The sequence below is a fragment of the Embleya sp. NPDC001921 genome, from assembly GCF_053594475.1.
The window spans coordinates 257,915-275,926 of the sequence record NZ_JBSFEO010000008.1 but is presented as its reverse complement, the minus strand read 5'-3'; the positions used below and the strand labels follow the sequence as shown (position 1 = coordinate 275,926).

Genomic DNA, 18,012 nt, shown 5'->3' with positions numbered 1-18,012 from the left:
TCGGTGGCGCTCGGCAACGACGACAGCCCCGGCGGGCGATCGAATGCCGGGACCGTTATTCGTCGGTGGGTGGGGTGACCACCGTCAACCGCGCCTTCGGCCGCGTTCAGCCGACTTCACTCGCCGTTCGGTGTCCGCGTTCGGGCGTTGTCGGGCAGGGACGGGTCGGCGAGGAGCGCGTCCACGCTCGACGCGTCGTCCCACGGGACACGCGTGCCGTACGCGGCGTCGAAGCGCGCGTCGCCCAGGATGTCGCGGGCCCGCGCCGTGATGCGCACCACGTCGTCCTGTTCACCCTCGGGCAACGGTATGCCGACCGAACGGCGGGCCGCCGCGGCAGTGCCCAGCAGCCGCGCCGCGTGGTCGGCGTGGCCCGCCGACACCTGTGCGCCGGCCAGGCCCTCCAGGGCCAGCGCCACCGCCCGGGGGTCCCCGGAACCTCGGGCCGCGGACAGGCCCTCGAGCTGCAACTCCAGGGCCGTCGCCGCCTCGCCCCGCAACTCGGCGACGAACCCGAGTTCGGCCAGGATCAGCGACGGCAGGCCCGGCTCGTACCCCATCCGCCGGTGCACCTCCAGCACATTCCGCAGGTGCTCCTCGGCGGCGTCCGGGTCGCCCGCGCGGCGGGCCCCCATCCCGAGCCCGATCTCCGCGTACTGCTCGCCGAAGGTGTCCGCCTGCGCGATCGCGACGCGCCTGGCTCGCTCGTGGAACTCCCGGGCCCCCGGGTAGTCCCGGGTGAGCATGGCGATGCGTCCCAGGCCCGAGAGTTGGAAGGACACCTCCGGCCACAGCCCGAGGTCCTCGGCCATCCGCAGCCCCTCGCGGTGCAGCCGCCCGGCGCGTTCGTAGTCGCCCATCACCTCGGCCAACGTCTGCAGCGGCACCATGGCCCGCAACTGCCCCCACTGGTCGCCCAGTTCCCGGAACAACTCCAGACTCCGCTCGCCATGGCCGCGCACCATGCCGAAGTCCCCCCGCAGCTTCGCGTGGAAGGCCAGGCCGGCGAGCGCCGCGGCCGTACCCCACCGGTCGCCGACCGATCGGAACGTCGCGAGCGCGGACTCGACCAGGTGCAGGCTCGGCGCGGAATCGCCGACGCCGTACAGGTTGGACGCCACGAACCACTGCGCCCGGGCCCGGGCCGGCGGGTCGTCGACGGTTTCGTACGGCCGCAGCGCGGCGCGGTACTCGCCGACGGGGTCCGCGCTGCCCCGGAGCGCCAGCGTGACACCGCCCAGCCAGGCCGTCGCCTCGGCCACCGACGCGGCGGGGGCGTCCGCACCGACCGACAGGGCCGTGGCGAGGGAGCGTTGGGCCTCGTTGTTGCGCCCTCGCAGACACCAGTACCAGGCCAGCGCGTTCACCAGGCGCAGCGCGCCGTCGGCGTCCCCGGCCCGCACCGCGCCGTCCAGCGCGGAGCGCAGGTTCGCGTTCTCCGCGTCCAGCCGGCGCAGCCACCTGCGCTGCTCGTGACCGCGCAGGTGCGGCTCGGCCCGCTCGGCCAGCGCCGTGTAATAGGCGCGGTGCCTGCGCCGGTACACGCCGGACTCGCCGGATTCCACCAGTCGTTCCGTGGCGTACGCGGCCACCGACTCCAGCATCCGATAGCGGGGTCCTTCGGTGTCGCCCGGGCTTTCCGCCATCACCACGAGCGAGCAGTCCACCAGCCGGGCCACCAGGTCGAGCACCTGCGCCCGGTCCACGCCGTCCCCGGTGCACAGCTCCTCCGCGGCGGCGAGCGTGCAGCCGTCGGCGTGCACGGCCAGGCGCCGCAACACCGCCTGTTCCCGGTCGCCGAGCAGGTCCCAGCTCCAGTCGATCACCGCGCGCAGCGTGCGCTGCCGGGCCGGGGCGCCGCGCGCACCCACCGCCAGCAGGTGGAAACGGTCGTCCAGGCGGGCGGCCAACTCGTGCACCCCCAGCGCCCGTACCCGCGTCGCGGCCATCTCCAAGGCCAGCGGAAGGCCGTCCAGGCGCCGGCAGATCGACACCACCGCGTCCAGGGTGGTGTCGTCCAGGACGAAACGCGGTGCGGTTGCGGTGGCCCGCGCCACGAACAACTCGACCGCGCCGAACCGCAGTACGTCTGCCGCGCTCAGTCCTTCGGCGGACGCCGGCTGCCGCAGCGGCGGTACCTCCCACAGCCGCTCGCCGGTGATCCCCAGCGGCACCTGGCTGGTGGCCAGGATGCGCAGGGCCGGGGCCGCCTTCAGCAGGTGTTCGGCCAACTCGGCCACGGGCTCCGCGACGTGCTCGCAGTTGTCGAAGATCAGCAGGGCCGGCCGCTCCCCCACCGCGTGCGCGACGCGCGCGGCCGACGACAGCGGCTCGTCCCCGGGACGAATGGTGTCGTCCCGCACCCCGAGCACCGCACCGACCACCTCGTCGACCTCGGCCCACGCACCGGTCCGACCGGCGGCGAACACCGGTTCGAGCGCGGAGAACTCGGCCAGGTGGATGCCGGCGGGGAACGTCGCGCCGAGCCGCGCGGCGGTCGCCAGCGCGAGCTGCGTCTTGCCGACGCCGCCGGGGCCGGTGAGCGTCACCAGCCGGTGGGCGTCCAGCAGCCGTCGCAGTTCGGCGACCGCCTCGCCGCGGCCGACCAGTGCGGCCGGCAGGGCCGGCACGTTGTTCGGCGGGCGGCTGGAGGGGGCGGCCGGAGCGGACGGGGCGGCCGGGGCGAGGTCCTGGGTGAGGATCGCCCGGTGCAGGGCGGTCAGTTCGGGCCCCGGGTCGAGCCCCAGTTCCTCGGCCAGCCGGGTACGCAGATCCGCGTGGCTGCGCAGGGCCGCGTCCTGGCGACCGGCCAGATACAGCGCCCGCACGTGGGCGGCGCGCATCCGCTCGCGTAGCGGATGCAGGACCACGAGGTCGCTCAACTCGTCCGCGACGAGGGCATGTTCGCCGAGTTCCAGGCGGGCTTCGGCCTGTTCCTCCAACGCGGTCAGCCGCTGCTCCTCGAGCAGGGTCGCCGCGGTGCGGGTGAACTCCTCGTCGGCGAAATCGGCGAACGCGGGGCCGCGCCACAGGGCCAGCGCGTCCGCCAGCACGGCGGCCCGGGTCCGCGGATCGGCGACCGCCCGCGCGCGCCCGAGCAGTTCCTGGAAACGGTCGGCGTCGACCGCGTCCGGGCCGACCCGCAGTTCGTACCCCGGCGGGCGCGAGACCACCAGGAGCCGTCCGCCCGGCTCGGCGTCCTCCAGCGCGCGCCGCAGTCGCCACACCTTCGTCTGAAGCGCTCCCGGGGGATCGCTCGGCGGCTTGGCGCCCCACAGGTCCTCGACGAGTCGGTCCACCGAGACCGGGTGCCCCCGGTGCACCAGGAGGCATGCGAGAAGGGCGCGGGCCTTCGACTCGGGGACCTTGCTCTCCGCCCCGTCGTCCGTCCACACGCCGAGCGAGCCCAGCACCCCGAAACGCATACGGCCAGGCTAGTCGACGCCGCCCGGCGGCCGACGGGACGGCGCGGGGAGCACCGAGCACGGGGCGGGCGCCGGCAAGGAGGGCGGGTGCCGGCAAGGAGGGGCGGGAGCGGGCTCGGTACGAACCCGGAAGCCGATCGGCGACCGAACCGAAGCCGACCCGGACGAGCCCGACGAACCGCGAGCCGGCCGAGCCCGGACCCGGAGCCGACCGACAGCGCTGAGGCGCACCGAGGGACACCCGACGCGAAACGCGGATGCCGATCGAAGGCGGCCCCGGCTCCGCAGCCCCCGACTGTCCGGGAGGTGTGCAACAGGACTGTCCGGGAGGTATGCAACAGTGCGCGCCATGACTTTGCGAAGCACCCCGCACGACTGGACGGAGACCGTCGCGCTCTTCGAGCGACGGGAGTTCCCCGAATCCTCGTACGGGAACCTGTACGACGAGACGTACGACGTACACGAGGGCAACGCCTCGATACCCGGCCACTTCGACCTGGACGAGGCGGAACCCACCGGCGCGGGCTACGTCGTCGACGGCGACCTGACCGTCGGCGGCAATATCGTCAACGTGGACGACGGCTGCCCGGCACTGATCGTGCTGGGGGATCTGCGCGCCGGGAACATCTACCTCGAAGGCGACGCCAAGCTCCTGGTCCAGGGAACCGTGCACGTGGACGCCTTCGTCGGCAACATGACCGACAAACTCGTGATGATCCACGGCGACCTGCGGGCGACCGTGACCGTCCTGTCCGCCGAGTTCTCCCCCGACCTCGTCGGCGGCGAACTGCACGGCGGCGTGATCGCCCCCTCGTACCTCGAACTCGCCCAGGACCGCGATCCGGCCGCACTCCTCGTCCCCGAGGTCCTGGTCACCGACGAGGACCCCGACGATGACGACGACCGCCGCGGCTTCGACGCGCCGAAAGTACACGGTGGCCGCTTGCTGCGCCGCATCGAGAAGGGACTCCCGGTCACCCTGACCGCCGAGGCCCGGTAACCACCCGGACTCCGGATGCGGCAACGCCGCGAAAACCCTTCCGCTCCGAGGTCCCGGCCCCTTCGCGGCGTTGAGACCACGGTCCGCGCCCTGGCCCGTCCCCGGTGACGACACCTCGCCCCGGGCGCCCGCAAGCCCGGGGCAGCCGGCCCCGGGGCCATGGCCGAGGCGGCCACGACGGACGACAGCGCCGCCCCGACCGAGCACCGCGGTCAGCCCGGCCCCGATGGGGTGGGTCGACGCTCCAGTCGCATGGCCAGTCGGTGCGGAGTCGGGGAAGCCGACCTGGCCGGTCGGGTGCCGTTCGGCAGTCGGCGCCCACGGGCCCGTCGAACTCGTCGTCGAACAGGAAGAACGGACCCAGGACCTGGGCGCCGAGCAGCAGATCGGCGCCACGAGCGTGCGGGTACATCGGCGCCACGAGCGTGCGGGTACATCAGACCCGCCGGCCGGGCCACATTCCACCGCTCGTACCGGGCCGCGGTTCCCGGCGACTCCAGCAGGCCGCGCTCGCACAGCCACCGCACGCCGGCCGCCTGCGCCCGCCGGATCTCGCCTTCGGGCGCAACGACACGCTCGAACGGGAAGGTGAACCGCGTCAGGGGCTGCCATGCGCCTCCCACCAGACGAACCCGGGGCCGCCGCGAACCGTCCCGGCTCCCCGGCGCGGCATCGAACCCAGTGTGAGCCGCCGACCGCACCCCGGAGAACGACCACACCACCCCCGCCGGGAGCACGCGGCGCACACCCCCAAGGTCCCGCGCGGCACCGCGCGCAGAACACACCGCGCACCCACCGCCCTCTCGGAGGAGCGCAGCAGCCGCTGAAGCAAGCCGCCGGCGGTCGGCCGGCCGGCCGAAGGTACCGGGCCCCGGCCGATCGGCGCGGCGACAAAGGGCTTGAGTCTCCAGTGGCGGGAGACGCCAGGATGAGGGACATGAACGACGCGGCCCTGCATCCGATCGGGGAAGTTGCCCGACGCACCGGACTGTCGGTGAAGACCATCCGCTTCTACTCCGACTCGGGCCTGGTGCCGTTCTCCGATCGTAGCCCCGCCGGCTACCGGCTCTACGACCTCGACGCACTGCTGCGCCTGGACCTGGTGCGCACTCTGCGGGAGTTGGGCCTGGACCTCGCCACGATCCGGCGCGTGCTGGACCGCAAGGTGTCGGTGGCGGAGGTCGCGGCGGTCCACCTCGACGCCGTCGACGTACAGATCCGGACCTTGCAACTGCGTCGAAGTGTCCTGCGAGTCGTGGCCACCCACGGCTCCGGTCCAGAGGAGACCAACCTCATGCACAAGCTCACCCGACTGACCACGGCCGAACGCCGGCGCCTGATCGACGACTTCATCGGCGCCACCTTCGGCACCGAACCCGCCTACCTCGATCTGGCGACCATGGTGCGCGCCGCCGCCCCCGACCTCCCCGACGACCCCTCTCCCGAGCAGATCCGGGCGTGGGTCGAGCTCAACGAACTCATCGGCGACGAGGACTTCCGCGTCCGCATGCGCAAGTCGGCGGAGCGCGAAGGCGACCGGGCCGAGACCGGCATCCCCGACGAGGTGCTGGAGGCCGTGCGCGAGCGGATCACCGCAGCGAAGGAAGCGGGCGTCGACCCGCTCGGCGCGGCGGCCGAACCCGTCATCGAGGACATCCTCCGCCTGCTCGGGCGGGCGTACCCGCACGTGTCCGAGGCAGAACTGCCGGCCTGGACGATCCGACACCTCGAACAGATCGACGATCCGCGCGTGGAGCGGTACTGGCGACTGGTGTGGGTCGTCAACGGCTGGCAGGTACTGCCCGGTCTGCTCCCGGACTTCACCTGGCTGCTCCAAGCACTGCGCGAGGACCGCGACCTGTGACCGGACCCACCGGGGCCGGCGCACCGGGGCCGGGCGGGCCGGGGCCGGGCACACCGGGCGACTCATCGAGGAACAGCACCGCGCCGGGAGGCAGTTGCTCGCCCCGGCCACACCCCCGGCCGACCCGGCCGTGGCGAACCGCCGGAAGGGGCCGTCCCGCGCGGTCATGCGCGAGCGCATGGCGCACGGGACGGCCCCGGTTCGGCCCGGCGTGGATCACCCGTCTCCGGGACCGGTGCCGGGTGGTCAGGCGCCGGCGGCCTTGGCCCGGTAGGTGGCCACGTGGACACCGGTGCCGCTGGTGACGGTGGAGACGAGGTCGAAGGCGCGCAGGGCCCCGTCGGCCGGGTAGATCGTCTTTCCGCCGCCGAGCAGCACCGGCATGATCATCAGGCGGAGTTCGTCGGCGAGTCCTTCGGCGATGAGCGTCCGGGCGAGCGAGGCGCTGCCGGTGACGACCAGGTCGCCGCCGTCGATCTCGCGCAGCTTCCCGATCTGCTCCAGGGCCTGGTCGCCCGGTATACGGATGGTGTTGTTCCAGGTCAGGTCGTCGTCGGTGAGCGTGTTGGTCACCACGTACTTGGTGACGCTGTTCATGTGGTCGGCGAACGGGTCGCCCGTGCGCTCCGGCCAGGCGGCGGCCATGACCTGCCAGGTGTTGCGGCCGAAGAGCATGGCCCCGGTACCGGCGCTCCATTCGGCCAGGGCCTTGCCCATCACCGCCGGGTCGAAGTAGGGGTGGGTCCAACCACCGTGGGCGAAGCCGCCGTCGGTGTCCTCGTCCGGATGGCCCGGTGCCTGTACGACGCCGTCGAGGCTGACGAACTCGCCGATTACAATGCGCATTTGAGCATCTCGCTTTTTCTCGTGGTGGCGGCATGGGGTAGTCGGTGCGGTGGCCACCGGCGCGGTGCCACGGCGCGTTGGAACGCGCCCTCTCCGGAACCCGCGATCCGGGCCCTGCCGTTTTCCAACTGGGGAAACGCTAAATTGCATTCACTGGAACGTCAATCAACGAGATCGTCGGATTTCATCATTCATGCAGGTGAACGCGGGTTATATCGTTGCAATGAAATGCCGGCAAATGCAAATACCATCAACCTGGCGTTGCAATGACCTGCACTGAACGAACGCCCGGAAGAGTCGTGGCGATCAGCCGGTCGACACCGGCCGGCCGGTCAGGAACTCACCGGCGGGCGGCGCCAGCAGCCCGACGTTCGGATTGTGGCTGAGCTTCGGGATCTCGGTGTGCCGGGCATCGGGCAACACCGCGGTGGCGGCCCGGGCCGCGGTACGCAGCAGCGCGTCGCTGCGCGCGCCGGAGAGCACCAGCACCGGCACCCGTACACCCTCCCAGTCGGCGGGGTCCAGCGGCTCGCCACGCATGTATTCGCCCATCACCGCCCAGTCGTGCGGCGTGGAGCCGGCCACCGCCGTGAGCTTGGACCACATCGGGGTGATCCGCATCAGCCCCACGAACGGGGCCGGGATGCCGATCGCCTTGGTCATGAAGCACCGCACGACCTTGCCGCGCCGGTCGGCGGCGACCAGTGCGTGCAGGGTCTCGCCCAGGTCCGCCGGCGGCACATGGCGGGTACGGTCGACGACGAAGGGCGGCTCGAAGGCAACCACCCGGTCGATCCCGGGAATTCGCCCCGAGGCGGCGGCTCGCAGCGCCAGGCCCGCGCCCGAGGACCAGCCGAAGAGCGCCGCCGAGCCCCCCTCGGCGGCAACCACCGCGGCCAGGTCGTCGATCTCCTGCGCGACGTCGTACCGCCCCGGGGTGTCGCCGCTGTCACCACGACCGCGACGGTCGTAGTCGACGACGGTCAGCCCGTACGAACCGACCAGCAGCCGCGCCAGTTCCACCATCTTCGGGAACCCCCGGTAGCTGAAGGCGCCGCCGACGAGGATCACCGTCCCCTTGCTGTCACCCGTCGGCGTGTACCGGTCGTACGCGATGGTGGTTCCGTCGGCGGAGGTGACGGTGTGCGTGGTGGTCATGGAAGCTCCCGTGTCTGTGTTCCGGCGTCTCGCGTCGCTCTCGTTCCCGCTGCGAACGCTGTAATTGATCAGACCGAAGCCACTCGGAAAACTCATCGCCGTCCCGGAACTTCTTTGCGAGCACTTACCGACCACCGCGGCCGTGCCGCCCCGCGCACGGGTCGCGGTACACCGGGGCGGGGTCGATCCGGCCGCGTGGTGGACGCGTCGGCCCGGGTCGGTGCGTCGTCCGGCGCGGGGATATCGCCGTGCGACGCCGAATCGCCCAGTGGTAGTCCTTGACCTGTGATCACTCCCTTCCGAGCGCCGTCCTTCCGCCGCTCCATACCCGTGGCCGCAGCCCTGCTCGTGGCCACGGGGTGCACCGGCTTCGGCGATACGGCGTCCGACGCCGCCGCGGCGAAGCCCGTTCCCCCGCCGGTGACGACCGCGCCGGCGGCGCCCACCCCGCCGCCGGCGAAGCCCAAGGGAGCGGCCGACCCCGCGCTGCGTGCCTTCTACGAGCAGAAGATCTCGTGGAAGGCGTGCGAGGACGACCCGGCGACGTCCAAGAAGAACGAGAGCGAATTCCGGTGCGGGACCTTCAAGGTCCCGCTGGACTACACCGCTCCCGACGGCAAGTCGCTCGACATCGCCGTGATGCGACATCCGGCCGCCAAGCCCGATCAGCGGATCGGCTCGCTCGTGCTCAACCCCGGCGGACCCGGCGGCTCCGGGCAGGACTTCGTCAAGTACGGGTTCGCCGAGTTCGACGGCGTCCTGCACGACCGCTACGACATCCTCGGCTTCGACCCGCGCGGTGTCGCCGCCGGCTCGCCCGTGCGCTGCCTCGACGACAAGGCCCGGGACGAGCGCAACGCCCAGGACTCGCCGCACGATCCGGTCGAGCGCAAGGCGCACGGCGAGCGGAGCGGCAAGGCGTTCTCCGCCGCGTGCCAGGACAAGTCCGGCGACCTGCTTCCGTTCGTGGGCACCCGCAACGCGGCTCGCGACATGGACGTCCTGCGCGGTGCGGTCGGTGACGACAAGCTCGACTACCTCGGCGTCTCGTACGGAACCTACCTCGGCTCACTGTACGCCGAGGAGTTCCCCGACCGGGTGGGCCGGCTCGTCCTGGACGCCGTGGTGGACCCGGCGGCCGACAAGCTCGACGCGGCCGTCGACCAGACCATCGGCTTCGAGCGCTCGTTCCGCGCGTTCGCGGCCGACTGCGCCGCCCGCAAGGGCTGCCCGCTGGGTGGCGATCCGGACCGGGCCGCCGAGATCGGCGCCGACTTCCTCGACAAGCTGCAGGACAACCCCCTGCGCACCGCGAGCGAAGGACGCAGGCTCACCTCCAGTCTCGGCTGGGCCGGTGCGAAGAGCCTGTTGTACGGCGACAAGGAGACCTCGTGGAAGTACCTGCGCGAGGCACTCACCGTGGCCATGATCGGCAAGGACGGCAGCGCCCTGCTGTTCTACGCGGACCGCTACCTGGGCCGGGACGACAAGGGTCACTACGACAACGGCTCGGACTCGCGGGCGGCGATCCGCTGTGCCGACGGCGCCGCTCCCGCCCCCTCCCCCGAAGCGGTCCAGCGGGTCCTGGCGAAGCTCAAGGCCGACGCACCGCTGTTCTCGAAGGACACCGTCGCCTCCGACATCGAGGGTCCCGGTTGCGAGTTCTGGCCGTATCAAACGCCGGAGAAGCCGCACGTGATCCGGGCCGAGGGCGCCGCGCCCATCCTGGTCGTCGGCACGACGGGCGACCCGGCCACGCCGTACGCCGCCTCCGAGAAGCTGGCCAAGGACCTCGCGCACGGGACGCTGCTGACCCTGGAGGGCGAGGGCCACGGCGCGTTCGGTCGCAGCAAGTGCGTCGACGCGAACATCATCGCCTACCTCGTGGACGGCAGCCTCCCGGCGGCCGGCACACGGTGCACGGACGGGAAGTAGCAGACGCGGGCGTGATCACCTGCTCGTCGCAAGGAACCCGCCGCGACCGGAGGGCACTTCCGGTCGCGGCGGGTGTCGATGCGGTGCGCTCACACTCCCGCCGCGGCCGGCTTCGGCGCGCGCGGCGCGCGGTCCGCCCGCTCGGGCGTGGGCTCTCGGTCCGGGCGCCGCGGCCACAGCAGGTACGCCCCGAGGGTGACCACGAGATTGGGCGCCAGGGCGATCAACCCCGCGTCCCAACTCCCCACGTCGACATGGGCGAACGTCAGCCAGCTCAGTACGCCGATGCCCGTCGTGATGCCCAGGAGCGCGGGCATCGCGGCCCGCGGGTTGCGCCGGCGCAGCGCCATCACGGTGGCCGGCGCCAGTTGCGACAGGCCGCCGTAGGTGAGCAGCAGCAGGTTGGCGAGCAGTCCCGGGCGGCCCAGCGCCAGGATCAGGGCGAGGCCGGACGCGAGCACCACGCACGCGTGGTTGACCCGGAGTCGGTTGCGCTCGCCGCGTACGGGCACCAGGTTGTGCGACACCAGGGTCGAGATGCCCATCACGATCGCCGCCGACGGCACCATCGCGGCGGCGGCCGCGGCGACCGCGACCACGCCGACCAGCCAACCGGGCATCGAGTGCCCGGCCATGGTCAGCAGTACGCCGTTGCCGGCGCTGTCGGGCGAGAGTTCGAGCACCGCCGCGAAGCCCACGATCACCGGGACCGCGAGGGCGACCTGGTACAGCGGGAGCCAGATGTAGTTCTGCCGCAGGGCGCGTGCGCTGCGCGCGGAGAGCACGGGCGGCCACAGGTGCGGCATCGTGTTCAGGCCCGATCCGATCGCGCTGATCAGCAGCGCGGTGGTGTACCAGGTCTTGTCGTAGTCGCCGCCGACACTCAGCAACGACGCGTGGCTGTCCCGGACGGTGTCGAAGATGTGCGCGAACCCGCCGGTGACCGACATCGGCACCGCGATCAGGAGCGCGACGAGCGCGAAGACCATGAGCACGTCCTTGGCGTACGCCACGCGGGCGATCCCCCGGATGCCGGACCACAACACGAAGCCCGCGGTCAGGACGGTCGCGAGCACCATGCTCAGGTGGCCGCCGGCCTTGCTGCCGGTGGCCAGTTGCACGATCAGTCCCAGGCCGGTGATCTGCAACTGCAGGTACGGCAGCAGGAACACCGCGCCGACCACCGCGACCGCCTTGCCCAGCAGCGGGCTGGCGAAGCGGTCGGCGAAGAAGTCGGCCTGGGTCAGGTAGCCGCGGTCGCGGCCCAGGCGCCAGGTGCGCGGGCCGATGAAGTACATCGTCACGAGGGAGATGGCGAGGTAGCCGAGCGCGTAGGTGGCCGCCACGCCGCCCCCGAAGGCGAGACCGGCCAGGCCCAGGAAGCTGAAGGTGGTGAAGGACTCGCCGGCCTGGAGGAACCACGAGGTCATGGCCGAGAAGCGCCGGTTGCCGACGGTCCATTCGCCCAGTTCGCCCTTGGCCGGCCGCCGGCCGCCGACGCCGATCGCGGCGAGGGCCACGATGCCGAGCACGGTGATGACCATGGTGCTGTTCACGACGTGATCTCCGATGCGGCTGCGGCCTTCACGGCTTTCCCGGCCTTCACGGCCTTCGTGGCGGATCCGGCGCCGTCGTGCTCGTCGTCCACCGCGTGCTCGTCGTCCACCTCGTGCTCGTCGTCCTCGGGGTGATCGGCGTAGCGCTCGATCGCGAACAGCGCGACGGTGCAGCCGACGGTCCACAGGACGGCCCAGACCAGTACCGAGGGCAGCCCGAGCCACAGGTGCGGGCCGTTGACGAACGGCAGGTAGGGAGTTGCGAAGAAGGCGAGCACGGGCAGCGCGGCCCATGCGGCGTGGCGTTTTCTCATCGGGGCTCCCTGAAGGGGACGGAACGCGGCGGGGACGAGGGCGGGTTCAGCCCAGGGGCGGGCGGCGGCGCCCGTGTCGGGTCGCGGCCTCGAACGCCGCGCCGATTCGCAGCGTGGTCAGGTCCGACCGCGGCGCGGTGACGATCTGTAGGCCGACCGGCAGCCCGCCGGGCGTGAATCCGGCCGGCACCGACAGCGCGGGGGCGCCGAGCAGCGTGACGTAGTACGCGGAGCGCATCCAGTCGAGGTAGGTGTGCTGCGCGACGCCCGCGACCGATCGCGGGTACTCCAGGTCGGCGTCGAAGGGCACGACCTGGCTCACCGGGGCCAGCAGCACGTCGTAGCGGTCGAAGAAGTCGATGCCGCGCGCGTACAGCCGGCTGTGCGCGATCGTCGCGCGCGCGAGATCGTCCGAGCCGAGCCTGCGGCCCTCCTCGATGTTCCACGCCAGGCTCGGTTTGAGCGCCGCGCGCGAGGAATCGAGCAGGTGGCCGAGGCCGAGGTTGAACTCGTGGGCGCGCAGGGTGCGGAAGACGTCGTCGGCGCCGCGGAAGTCGGGGCTGTCCGACTCGACGTGGCAGCCGAGGTCCGCGAACACCGCGACCGCGTCCGCCAGGACGTCGAGCACCTCCGGGTCGACGGGAACGCTGCCGCCCAGGTCCGGCGCCCAGGCGACCCGCAGCCCTCGCGGGTCGAAGTCCAGGGGCGCCGCGAACGCCGATCCGGGTGTCTCCAGGGCGATCGGGTCGCGCGGATCGGGCCCGGCCATCGCCGAGAGCAGCAGCGCGGTGTCGGCGACCGTGCGGGCCATCGGGCCGGCCACCGCCAACGTCTCCCAACTGCTGCCGGAGCGGGCCTGCGGCACGCGGCCCGGCGTGGGGCGCAGGCCGACGACGTTGCAGAAGGAGGCCGGGTTGCGCAGCGAGCCGCCCATGTCGCTGCCGTCGGCGATCGGCTGCATGCCCGCCGCGAGGGCCGCGGCCGCCCCGCCGCTGCTGCCGCCCGCCGAGCGGGAGGGGTCGTAGGGGTTGCGGGTGGTGCCGAAGACGGTGTTGAAGGTGTGCGAGCCGGCCGCGAACTCGGGGACGTTGGTCTTGCCGATCCGGATCGCGCCGGCCGCCGTGACCCGGGCCACCAGCGGGTCGTCGTGGTCGGGCACGTCGTCGACGTGCAGCGGGGAGCCGTGGGTGGTGCGCATGCCCCGGGTGTGGTGGGTGTCCTTGAAGGCGATCGGCAGTCCGTGCAGCGGACCGGTGGCGTCCCGGCGGGCGAGCGCCGCGTCGGCCGCGTCGGCGGCGGCGAGGGCGCCCTCGGGGTCGAGGGTGACGATCGCGTTGATCGCGGGATTCACCGCCGCGATGCGGTCCAGGTGCGCCTGGACCACCTCGCGGCTGGACAACTCGCGCCGCCCGATGCGGGCGGCGAGGTCGGTGGCGTCGAGGTCGGGGATGTCGTCGGTCATGGGTGTCCCGGTGCGAGCGGCGGCGGAAGTGGGAGGTGTGGGGTGGCGACCGGCGGCGGTGCGCCTCCGGTGCGGCCGGGCCAGTCTGCGGATCGTTGACGAATTCAGTCAAGGGTTTGAGCAGTATGAACTTTTCGGCCGACGAGTGATCGGCCGAAAGTCCACGGCCTTGCGCTTGGCGATCGAACAAGAAAACACACGGTCCGATCTAGACGAATTCAGCCATACATGCTTACCCTCTGACTGTTTCAGTCAATGCACATCGCACATGTAAGGGGTCCCATGTCCGGCGATCCGTCCGCTACCCGCGGCCCGCTCGACGGCCGCCTCGTCCTCGACCTGTCCCGAGCCCTCGCCGGCCCGCACGCCGCGATGATGCTCGGTGACCTGGGGGCCCGCGTGATCAAGGTCGAACTGCCCGGCCGCGGCGACGACACCCGGGGCTGGGGTCCGCCGTTCGTCGGTCCGGCGGATGCCCGCGAGTCGACCTACTTCCTGGCCTGCAACCGCAACAAGGAGTCGGTCACCGCCGACCTCAAGAGTGCCGAGGGCCGCGACCTGGTGACCCGGCTGGCCCGTCGGGCCGACGTACTGATCGAGAACTTCCGGCCCGGGGTGCTCGACCGACTCGGCTTCACCGTCGAGCGCCTGCGCGAGCTCAATCCCGGCCTGGTGGTGCTGTCGATCAGCGGATTCGGCCACGACGGGCCGCACGGCGGGCGGGCCGGCTACGACCAGATCGCGCAGGGCGAGGCCGGCCTGATGAGCCTGACCGGCGGGCCCGGCGCGCCGACCAAGGTCGGCACTGCGATCGCCGATCTGCTCGCCGGGATCTTCGGCGTCTCGGGCGTACTCGCGGCGCTGCTGGAGCGGCAGGCCACCGGCCGCGGACGCGTCGTGCGAACCTCGCTGTTGTCCTCGATGATCGGCATCCACAGCTTCCAGGGCACCCGGTGGACCGTCGCCGGCGACCTCCCCGAGCCGACCGGCAACCAGCATCCCTCGATCGCTCCGTACGGGCTGTTCCCCTGCGCCGACGGCGACATCCAGCTCGCCGCCGGCAGCCCGGCGCTGTGGCGTGCCCTCGCCGCCGTCACCGGCCTGGATCCGGACGACCCGCGCTACGCGACCAACGGCGACCGGGTCCGCCGGCGCGACGAGCTGGCGGCCGAACTGACGGCGGTCTTCGCGGGCGCGAGCGCCGCCGACTGGCTCGCCCGGCTCGACGCGGCCGGGGTGCCCGCGGGGAGGGTGCGCGGCATCGACGAGGTGTACGCGTGGGAGCAGACCCGGCAGCAGGGACTGGTCGTCGAGGTGGAGCACCCCACGCTCGGAGCGATCGAACTGCCCGGACCGCCCTGGCGCTTCGACGACGGCGGACGCCGCGAGCACACCGCGCCGCCCACCCTCGGCCAACACGACGCGAGCGTGCGGGCGTGGCTGGACGCCCGGGACGCCGAGGACGAACACCCCTCGGGCACGGACTCCTGCGACCCGTCCCGGTCCGCCGACGACGCGCCCCGCGACGCGGGGCCCTTCGTCGCGGCCGGCGTGCGCCCGGGCCCGCACACCGACGTACGGACGCGCCGATGACGCCCACCGCCGCGACCCGCCGTCGGCCCACCGCCCTCGATTTCGCCACCGACCTGCTCGACCCCGACAGCTTCCGCTCCTGGGACGAGCCGATCCCGCCGCGCACCGCTCCGGGCCCGTACGCCGACGCCCTCGCGCACGCCCGCGCGCGCAGCGGGAGCGACGAGTCGGTACGCACCGGCGAGGGGCGCGTCGCCGGGCACCGGATCGCCGTGCTCCTCGGCGAATTCGGCTTCCTCGCCGGATCGATCGGGGACGCCGCCGCGAACCGCCTGGTGGCGGCCATCCGTCGGGCCGGCACCGAACGACTGCCGTTGTTCGCCTCGCCCGTCTCGGGCGGCACCCGGATGCAGGAGGGTACGCCCGCGTTCGTGCGGATGATCGACATCACCGCGGCGATCGTCGCGCACAAGGCCGCGGGCCTGGCCTACCTGGTCCACCTGCGCCATCCCACCACCGGCGGGGCGTTCGCGTCCTGGGGCTCGCTCGGACACGTCACGACCGCCGAACCCGGGGCGCTGATCGGGTTCCTGGGGCCGCGCGTGTACGAGGCGCTGCACGGCGCACCGTTCCCGGAACAGGTGCAGCGGGCGGAGAACCTGTGCCGCAGGGGCGTCCTGGACGCGGTGTCGACCACACCCGAACTGCGCCGCCGCACGGCGAGGACGCTCGACCTGCTGTCCGGGCAACGGTCCACCACCACGGCACGGACGACCGCCTCGGCGCACTCGGGCTCGGGGCCCCATCCCGCCGCGGCGCCCTCGGATCCGTACGGGAGTCCCGTCGGGGCGCCCCCGAACCCGCGTCCTCGTCCGGCCCGCGCCCCGCACGACGTCTGGCGGTCCGTCGTCCGTACCCGCCGGGCGGATCGTGTCGGACTCGCCGACCTGCTGCGCCGCGCCGAAACGCTCGTCCCGCTGTCGGGGACCGGGGCCGGCGAGCGCGACGACGCGATGCGGATCGCCCTCGCCCGGATCGGCGGAACGGCCTGTGTCGTGGTCGGCCACGATCGTGAACGGGCGGCCGTGCGCGGCCCCGTGGGACCGGGCGGCCTGCGCACCGCGCGGCGCGGGATGAGGCTGGCCGCCGAACTGGGCCTGCCGCTGCTGACCGTCGTCGACACCGCCGGCGCCGCGCTGACGCCGGCCGCCGAGGAGGGAGCCCTGGCCGGCGAGATCGCCCGCTGTGTGGCCGACCTCGGGTCCTCCCCCGTGCCGACCGTGAGTCTGCTGCTGGGCGAGGGCGCGGGCGGCGCCGCGCTGGCCCTGGTGCCGGCGGTGCGCCGGATCGCGGCCGAACACGCGTGGCTGGCCCCGCTGCCGCCCGAGGGCGCGTCGGCGATCGTGTATCGCGGCACCACCCGGGCCGCCGAACTCGCCGACGAACAACGCATCGGCGCCCGGGCCCTGCTGGCAGCCGGGATCGTGCATCGCGTCGTCGCGGAAGCCGGGGAAGCCGGGGAAGCCGGGGAAGCCGGGGAAACCGCCGAAGTCGCGGGACCCGCGGGAGCCGCCGACGTCGCGGGAGCCACCGAAACCGCCGAACCCGCCGACGTCGCGGACCCCGAGCCGCCCACGCCGGGCGACTTCCTGGACCGGCTCGGCACGGCGATCGCCGAGGAGTTCGCCCACGCCCGAGCCGCCCGCTGAACCCGGCCGTCCCGCCTCCGACTCAGCCGACGCCCGCCCCGAGTTCGGCCCCGACCCCGGCCCGCGCACCGAGCAGTTCGCGCAGTCGTGGGGTCGGGGTCGCGCTGCGCATCAGGGGTTCGACCACGAGGTGCGACTGCACCGCCTCCACGTGCCGCACCCACGGCGAGGTGGTCAGGAACTCGTGCAGCGCCTGCTTCGACGGTTGCACGACGTCGACCAGGATCTGGTACTCCCCCATCACCACCGCCGCGTAGCGCACCAGCGGCGAGTCGAGCAGCAGCCGACCCACCGACTCGACGTCGTCGGGCCGGGTGCGGATCCACAGCATGGCCTCCACCGGGAAGCCGAGCAGGGCCGGTTCGGTCGAGGCCCGGATGCTCACCATGCCGGACCGGGTCAGCGCCTCCACCCGCCGGCGCGCGGTGGCCTCGGAGACACCCGCGATGGCGGCGAGTTCCTCGTGCGTTCGCCGGCCGTCCTCGGCGAGCGCGTGCAGGATGCTCCACTCCTCCGGGCCGACGTCGGCGTCCGCCGGCTCGACGTTCTCGGTCGGCGTGGGAAACCGCGCGAGCGCGCTCGCCTCGTCGGGGGCGAGGATGTCCGGCTGCCATTCGTGCACGGTGCGGAAGTACCGCAGCACCGGCGCGACCTGTTGGGAGACCAGGCCGGGCAGGGTGGGCAGTTCCTCCAACATCAACCGCGCGAGTCGATCGGGCGGACACTGCACCTCGGCCACGCAGTCCACCGAGCCGGCCAGCACGTACGCGAACACGGTGCCGCTGCCGGCCGCCGCGGCGATGGCCGCCTCGCGGACCTGCCCCGGCCGGCAGTTCAGCCGCACGATCACCGTGTCCCCGCCGGCCACGAGGCCCGTCACGGTGACCGATCGGGTCTCCAGCAGGCGCAGCCCTCGGCGCGCCACGGTGCGCTCGGGCTCGCCGAGCGCGGTCGCGATCCGACGCCAGGAGGCGCGGCCGTCGACCTGGAGGGCGGCGATGATGCGGCGGTCAAGGGCGTCCACGCCCGCGTCGACTGGGGTCACCGGAAACACGGTACCCACCGGCCGCGCCGACCCGGGACCGCCCCACCGAGGCGACCCGCCCGCCCGAGTCGGCCGACCGGCCCTCGGTCGGGGCGGGGAAATCCGCGGTACCGCGCGAGGCGCCCGACCGGAATCCTTCGGCCGAGCGCCCCACGTCGATCACCC

The 18,012-nt window shown here is 73.0% G+C and carries 13 protein-coding genes; 6 read left to right on the top strand and 7 right to left on the bottom strand.

The annotated features are described in order from the left end of the window. Positions 1-116 precede the first annotated feature (116 nt). Positions 117-3,425, bottom strand: a complete 3,309-nt coding sequence (locus tag ACWCPW_RS12650; RefSeq protein WP_449761554.1) for a BTAD domain-containing putative transcriptional regulator — start codon at positions 3,423-3,425, stop codon at positions 117-119. 349 nt (positions 3,426-3,774) lie between these two features. Between ACWCPW_RS12650 and ACWCPW_RS12645 the strand changes: the two genes are divergently transcribed. Continuing rightward, the gene (locus ACWCPW_RS12645) at positions 3,775-4,425 is read left to right on the top strand and encodes a hypothetical protein (protein WP_449761553.1); all 651 of its coding nucleotides are present in this window, start codon (positions 3,775-3,777) and stop codon (positions 4,423-4,425) included. A 937-nt stretch (positions 4,426-5,362) separates the two neighbouring features. Then, positions 5,363-6,289 carry a MerR family transcriptional regulator gene (locus ACWCPW_RS12640; RefSeq protein WP_449761552.1) on the top strand — a complete coding sequence of 309 codons (927 nt, stop codon included), beginning with the start codon at positions 5,363-5,365 and terminating at the stop codon, positions 6,287-6,289. A 246-nt stretch (positions 6,290-6,535) separates the two neighbouring features. Here the strand turns inward: ACWCPW_RS12640 and ACWCPW_RS12635 are convergent, their stop codons facing one another. Beyond that, complete coding sequence (locus ACWCPW_RS12635) at positions 6,536-7,135, bottom strand: dihydrofolate reductase family protein (RefSeq protein WP_449761551.1); 600 nt, start codon at positions 7,133-7,135, stop codon at positions 6,536-6,538. Between ACWCPW_RS12635 and ACWCPW_RS12630 the strand changes: the two genes are divergently transcribed. Beyond that, the gene (locus ACWCPW_RS12630; protein WP_449761550.1) at positions 7,136-7,405 is read left to right on the top strand and encodes a hypothetical protein; all 270 of its coding nucleotides are present in this window, start codon (positions 7,136-7,138) and stop codon (positions 7,403-7,405) included. A gap of 36 nt (positions 7,406-7,441) precedes the next feature. Here ACWCPW_RS12630 and ACWCPW_RS12625 read toward each other — a convergent pair whose 3' ends face one another. Then, positions 7,442-8,293: an alpha/beta fold hydrolase gene (locus ACWCPW_RS12625; protein WP_449761549.1), complete on the bottom strand. Its 852-nt coding sequence runs from the start codon at positions 8,291-8,293 to the stop codon at positions 7,442-7,444. Positions 8,294-8,578: 285 nt separating this feature from the next. Here ACWCPW_RS12625 and ACWCPW_RS12620 point away from each other — a divergent pair, with 285 nt between their 5' ends. Then, a complete protein-coding gene (locus tag ACWCPW_RS12620) occupies positions 8,579-10,228 on the top strand; it encodes an alpha/beta hydrolase (protein ID WP_449761548.1) in 1,650 nt (549 codons plus the stop codon). An 89-nt stretch (positions 10,229-10,317) separates the two neighbouring features. On the opposite strand, the gene ACWCPW_RS12615 is transcribed toward ACWCPW_RS12620, so the two are convergent. The 3 genes from ACWCPW_RS12615 to ACWCPW_RS12605 are packed head-to-tail and all read right to left on the bottom strand — an operon-like array spanning position 10,318 to position 13,560. Next, on the bottom strand, positions 10,318-11,784 hold the full coding sequence (locus ACWCPW_RS12615; protein ID WP_449761547.1) for a sodium:solute symporter family protein: 1,467 nt from the start codon (positions 11,782-11,784) through the stop codon (positions 10,318-10,320). Then, a complete protein-coding gene (locus ACWCPW_RS12610) occupies positions 11,781-12,098 on the bottom strand; it encodes a hypothetical protein (protein WP_449761546.1) in 318 nt (105 codons plus the stop codon). Before ACWCPW_RS12610 ends, ACWCPW_RS12615 begins: the two co-directional genes overlap by 4 nt. Before the next feature lie 46 nt (positions 12,099-12,144). Continuing rightward, on the bottom strand, positions 12,145-13,560 hold the full coding sequence (locus tag ACWCPW_RS12605) for an amidase (protein ID WP_449761545.1): 1,416 nt from the start codon (positions 13,558-13,560) through the stop codon (positions 12,145-12,147). Between the two features lie 282 nt (positions 13,561-13,842). Between ACWCPW_RS12605 and ACWCPW_RS12600 the strand changes: the two genes are divergently transcribed. Together ACWCPW_RS12600 and ACWCPW_RS12595 are read left to right on the top strand one after the other, a co-directional pair. After that, the gene (locus ACWCPW_RS12600) at positions 13,843-15,153 is read left to right on the top strand and encodes a CaiB/BaiF CoA transferase family protein (RefSeq protein WP_449761544.1); all 1,311 of its coding nucleotides are present in this window, start codon (positions 13,843-13,845) and stop codon (positions 15,151-15,153) included. Continuing rightward, positions 15,150-16,802: a carboxyl transferase domain-containing protein gene (locus ACWCPW_RS12595; RefSeq protein ID WP_449761543.1), complete on the top strand. Its 1,653-nt coding sequence runs from the start codon at positions 15,150-15,152 to the stop codon at positions 16,800-16,802. The genes ACWCPW_RS12600 and ACWCPW_RS12595 overlap by 4 nt, the downstream gene beginning before the upstream one ends. A 22-nt stretch (positions 16,803-16,824) precedes the next feature. Here the strand turns inward: ACWCPW_RS12595 and ACWCPW_RS12590 are convergent, their stop codons facing one another. Then, positions 16,825-17,847 carry an Lrp/AsnC family transcriptional regulator gene (locus tag ACWCPW_RS12590; RefSeq protein ID WP_449761542.1) on the bottom strand — a complete coding sequence of 341 codons (1,023 nt, stop codon included), beginning with the start codon at positions 17,845-17,847 and terminating at the stop codon, positions 16,825-16,827. Positions 17,848-18,012 lie beyond the last annotated feature (165 nt).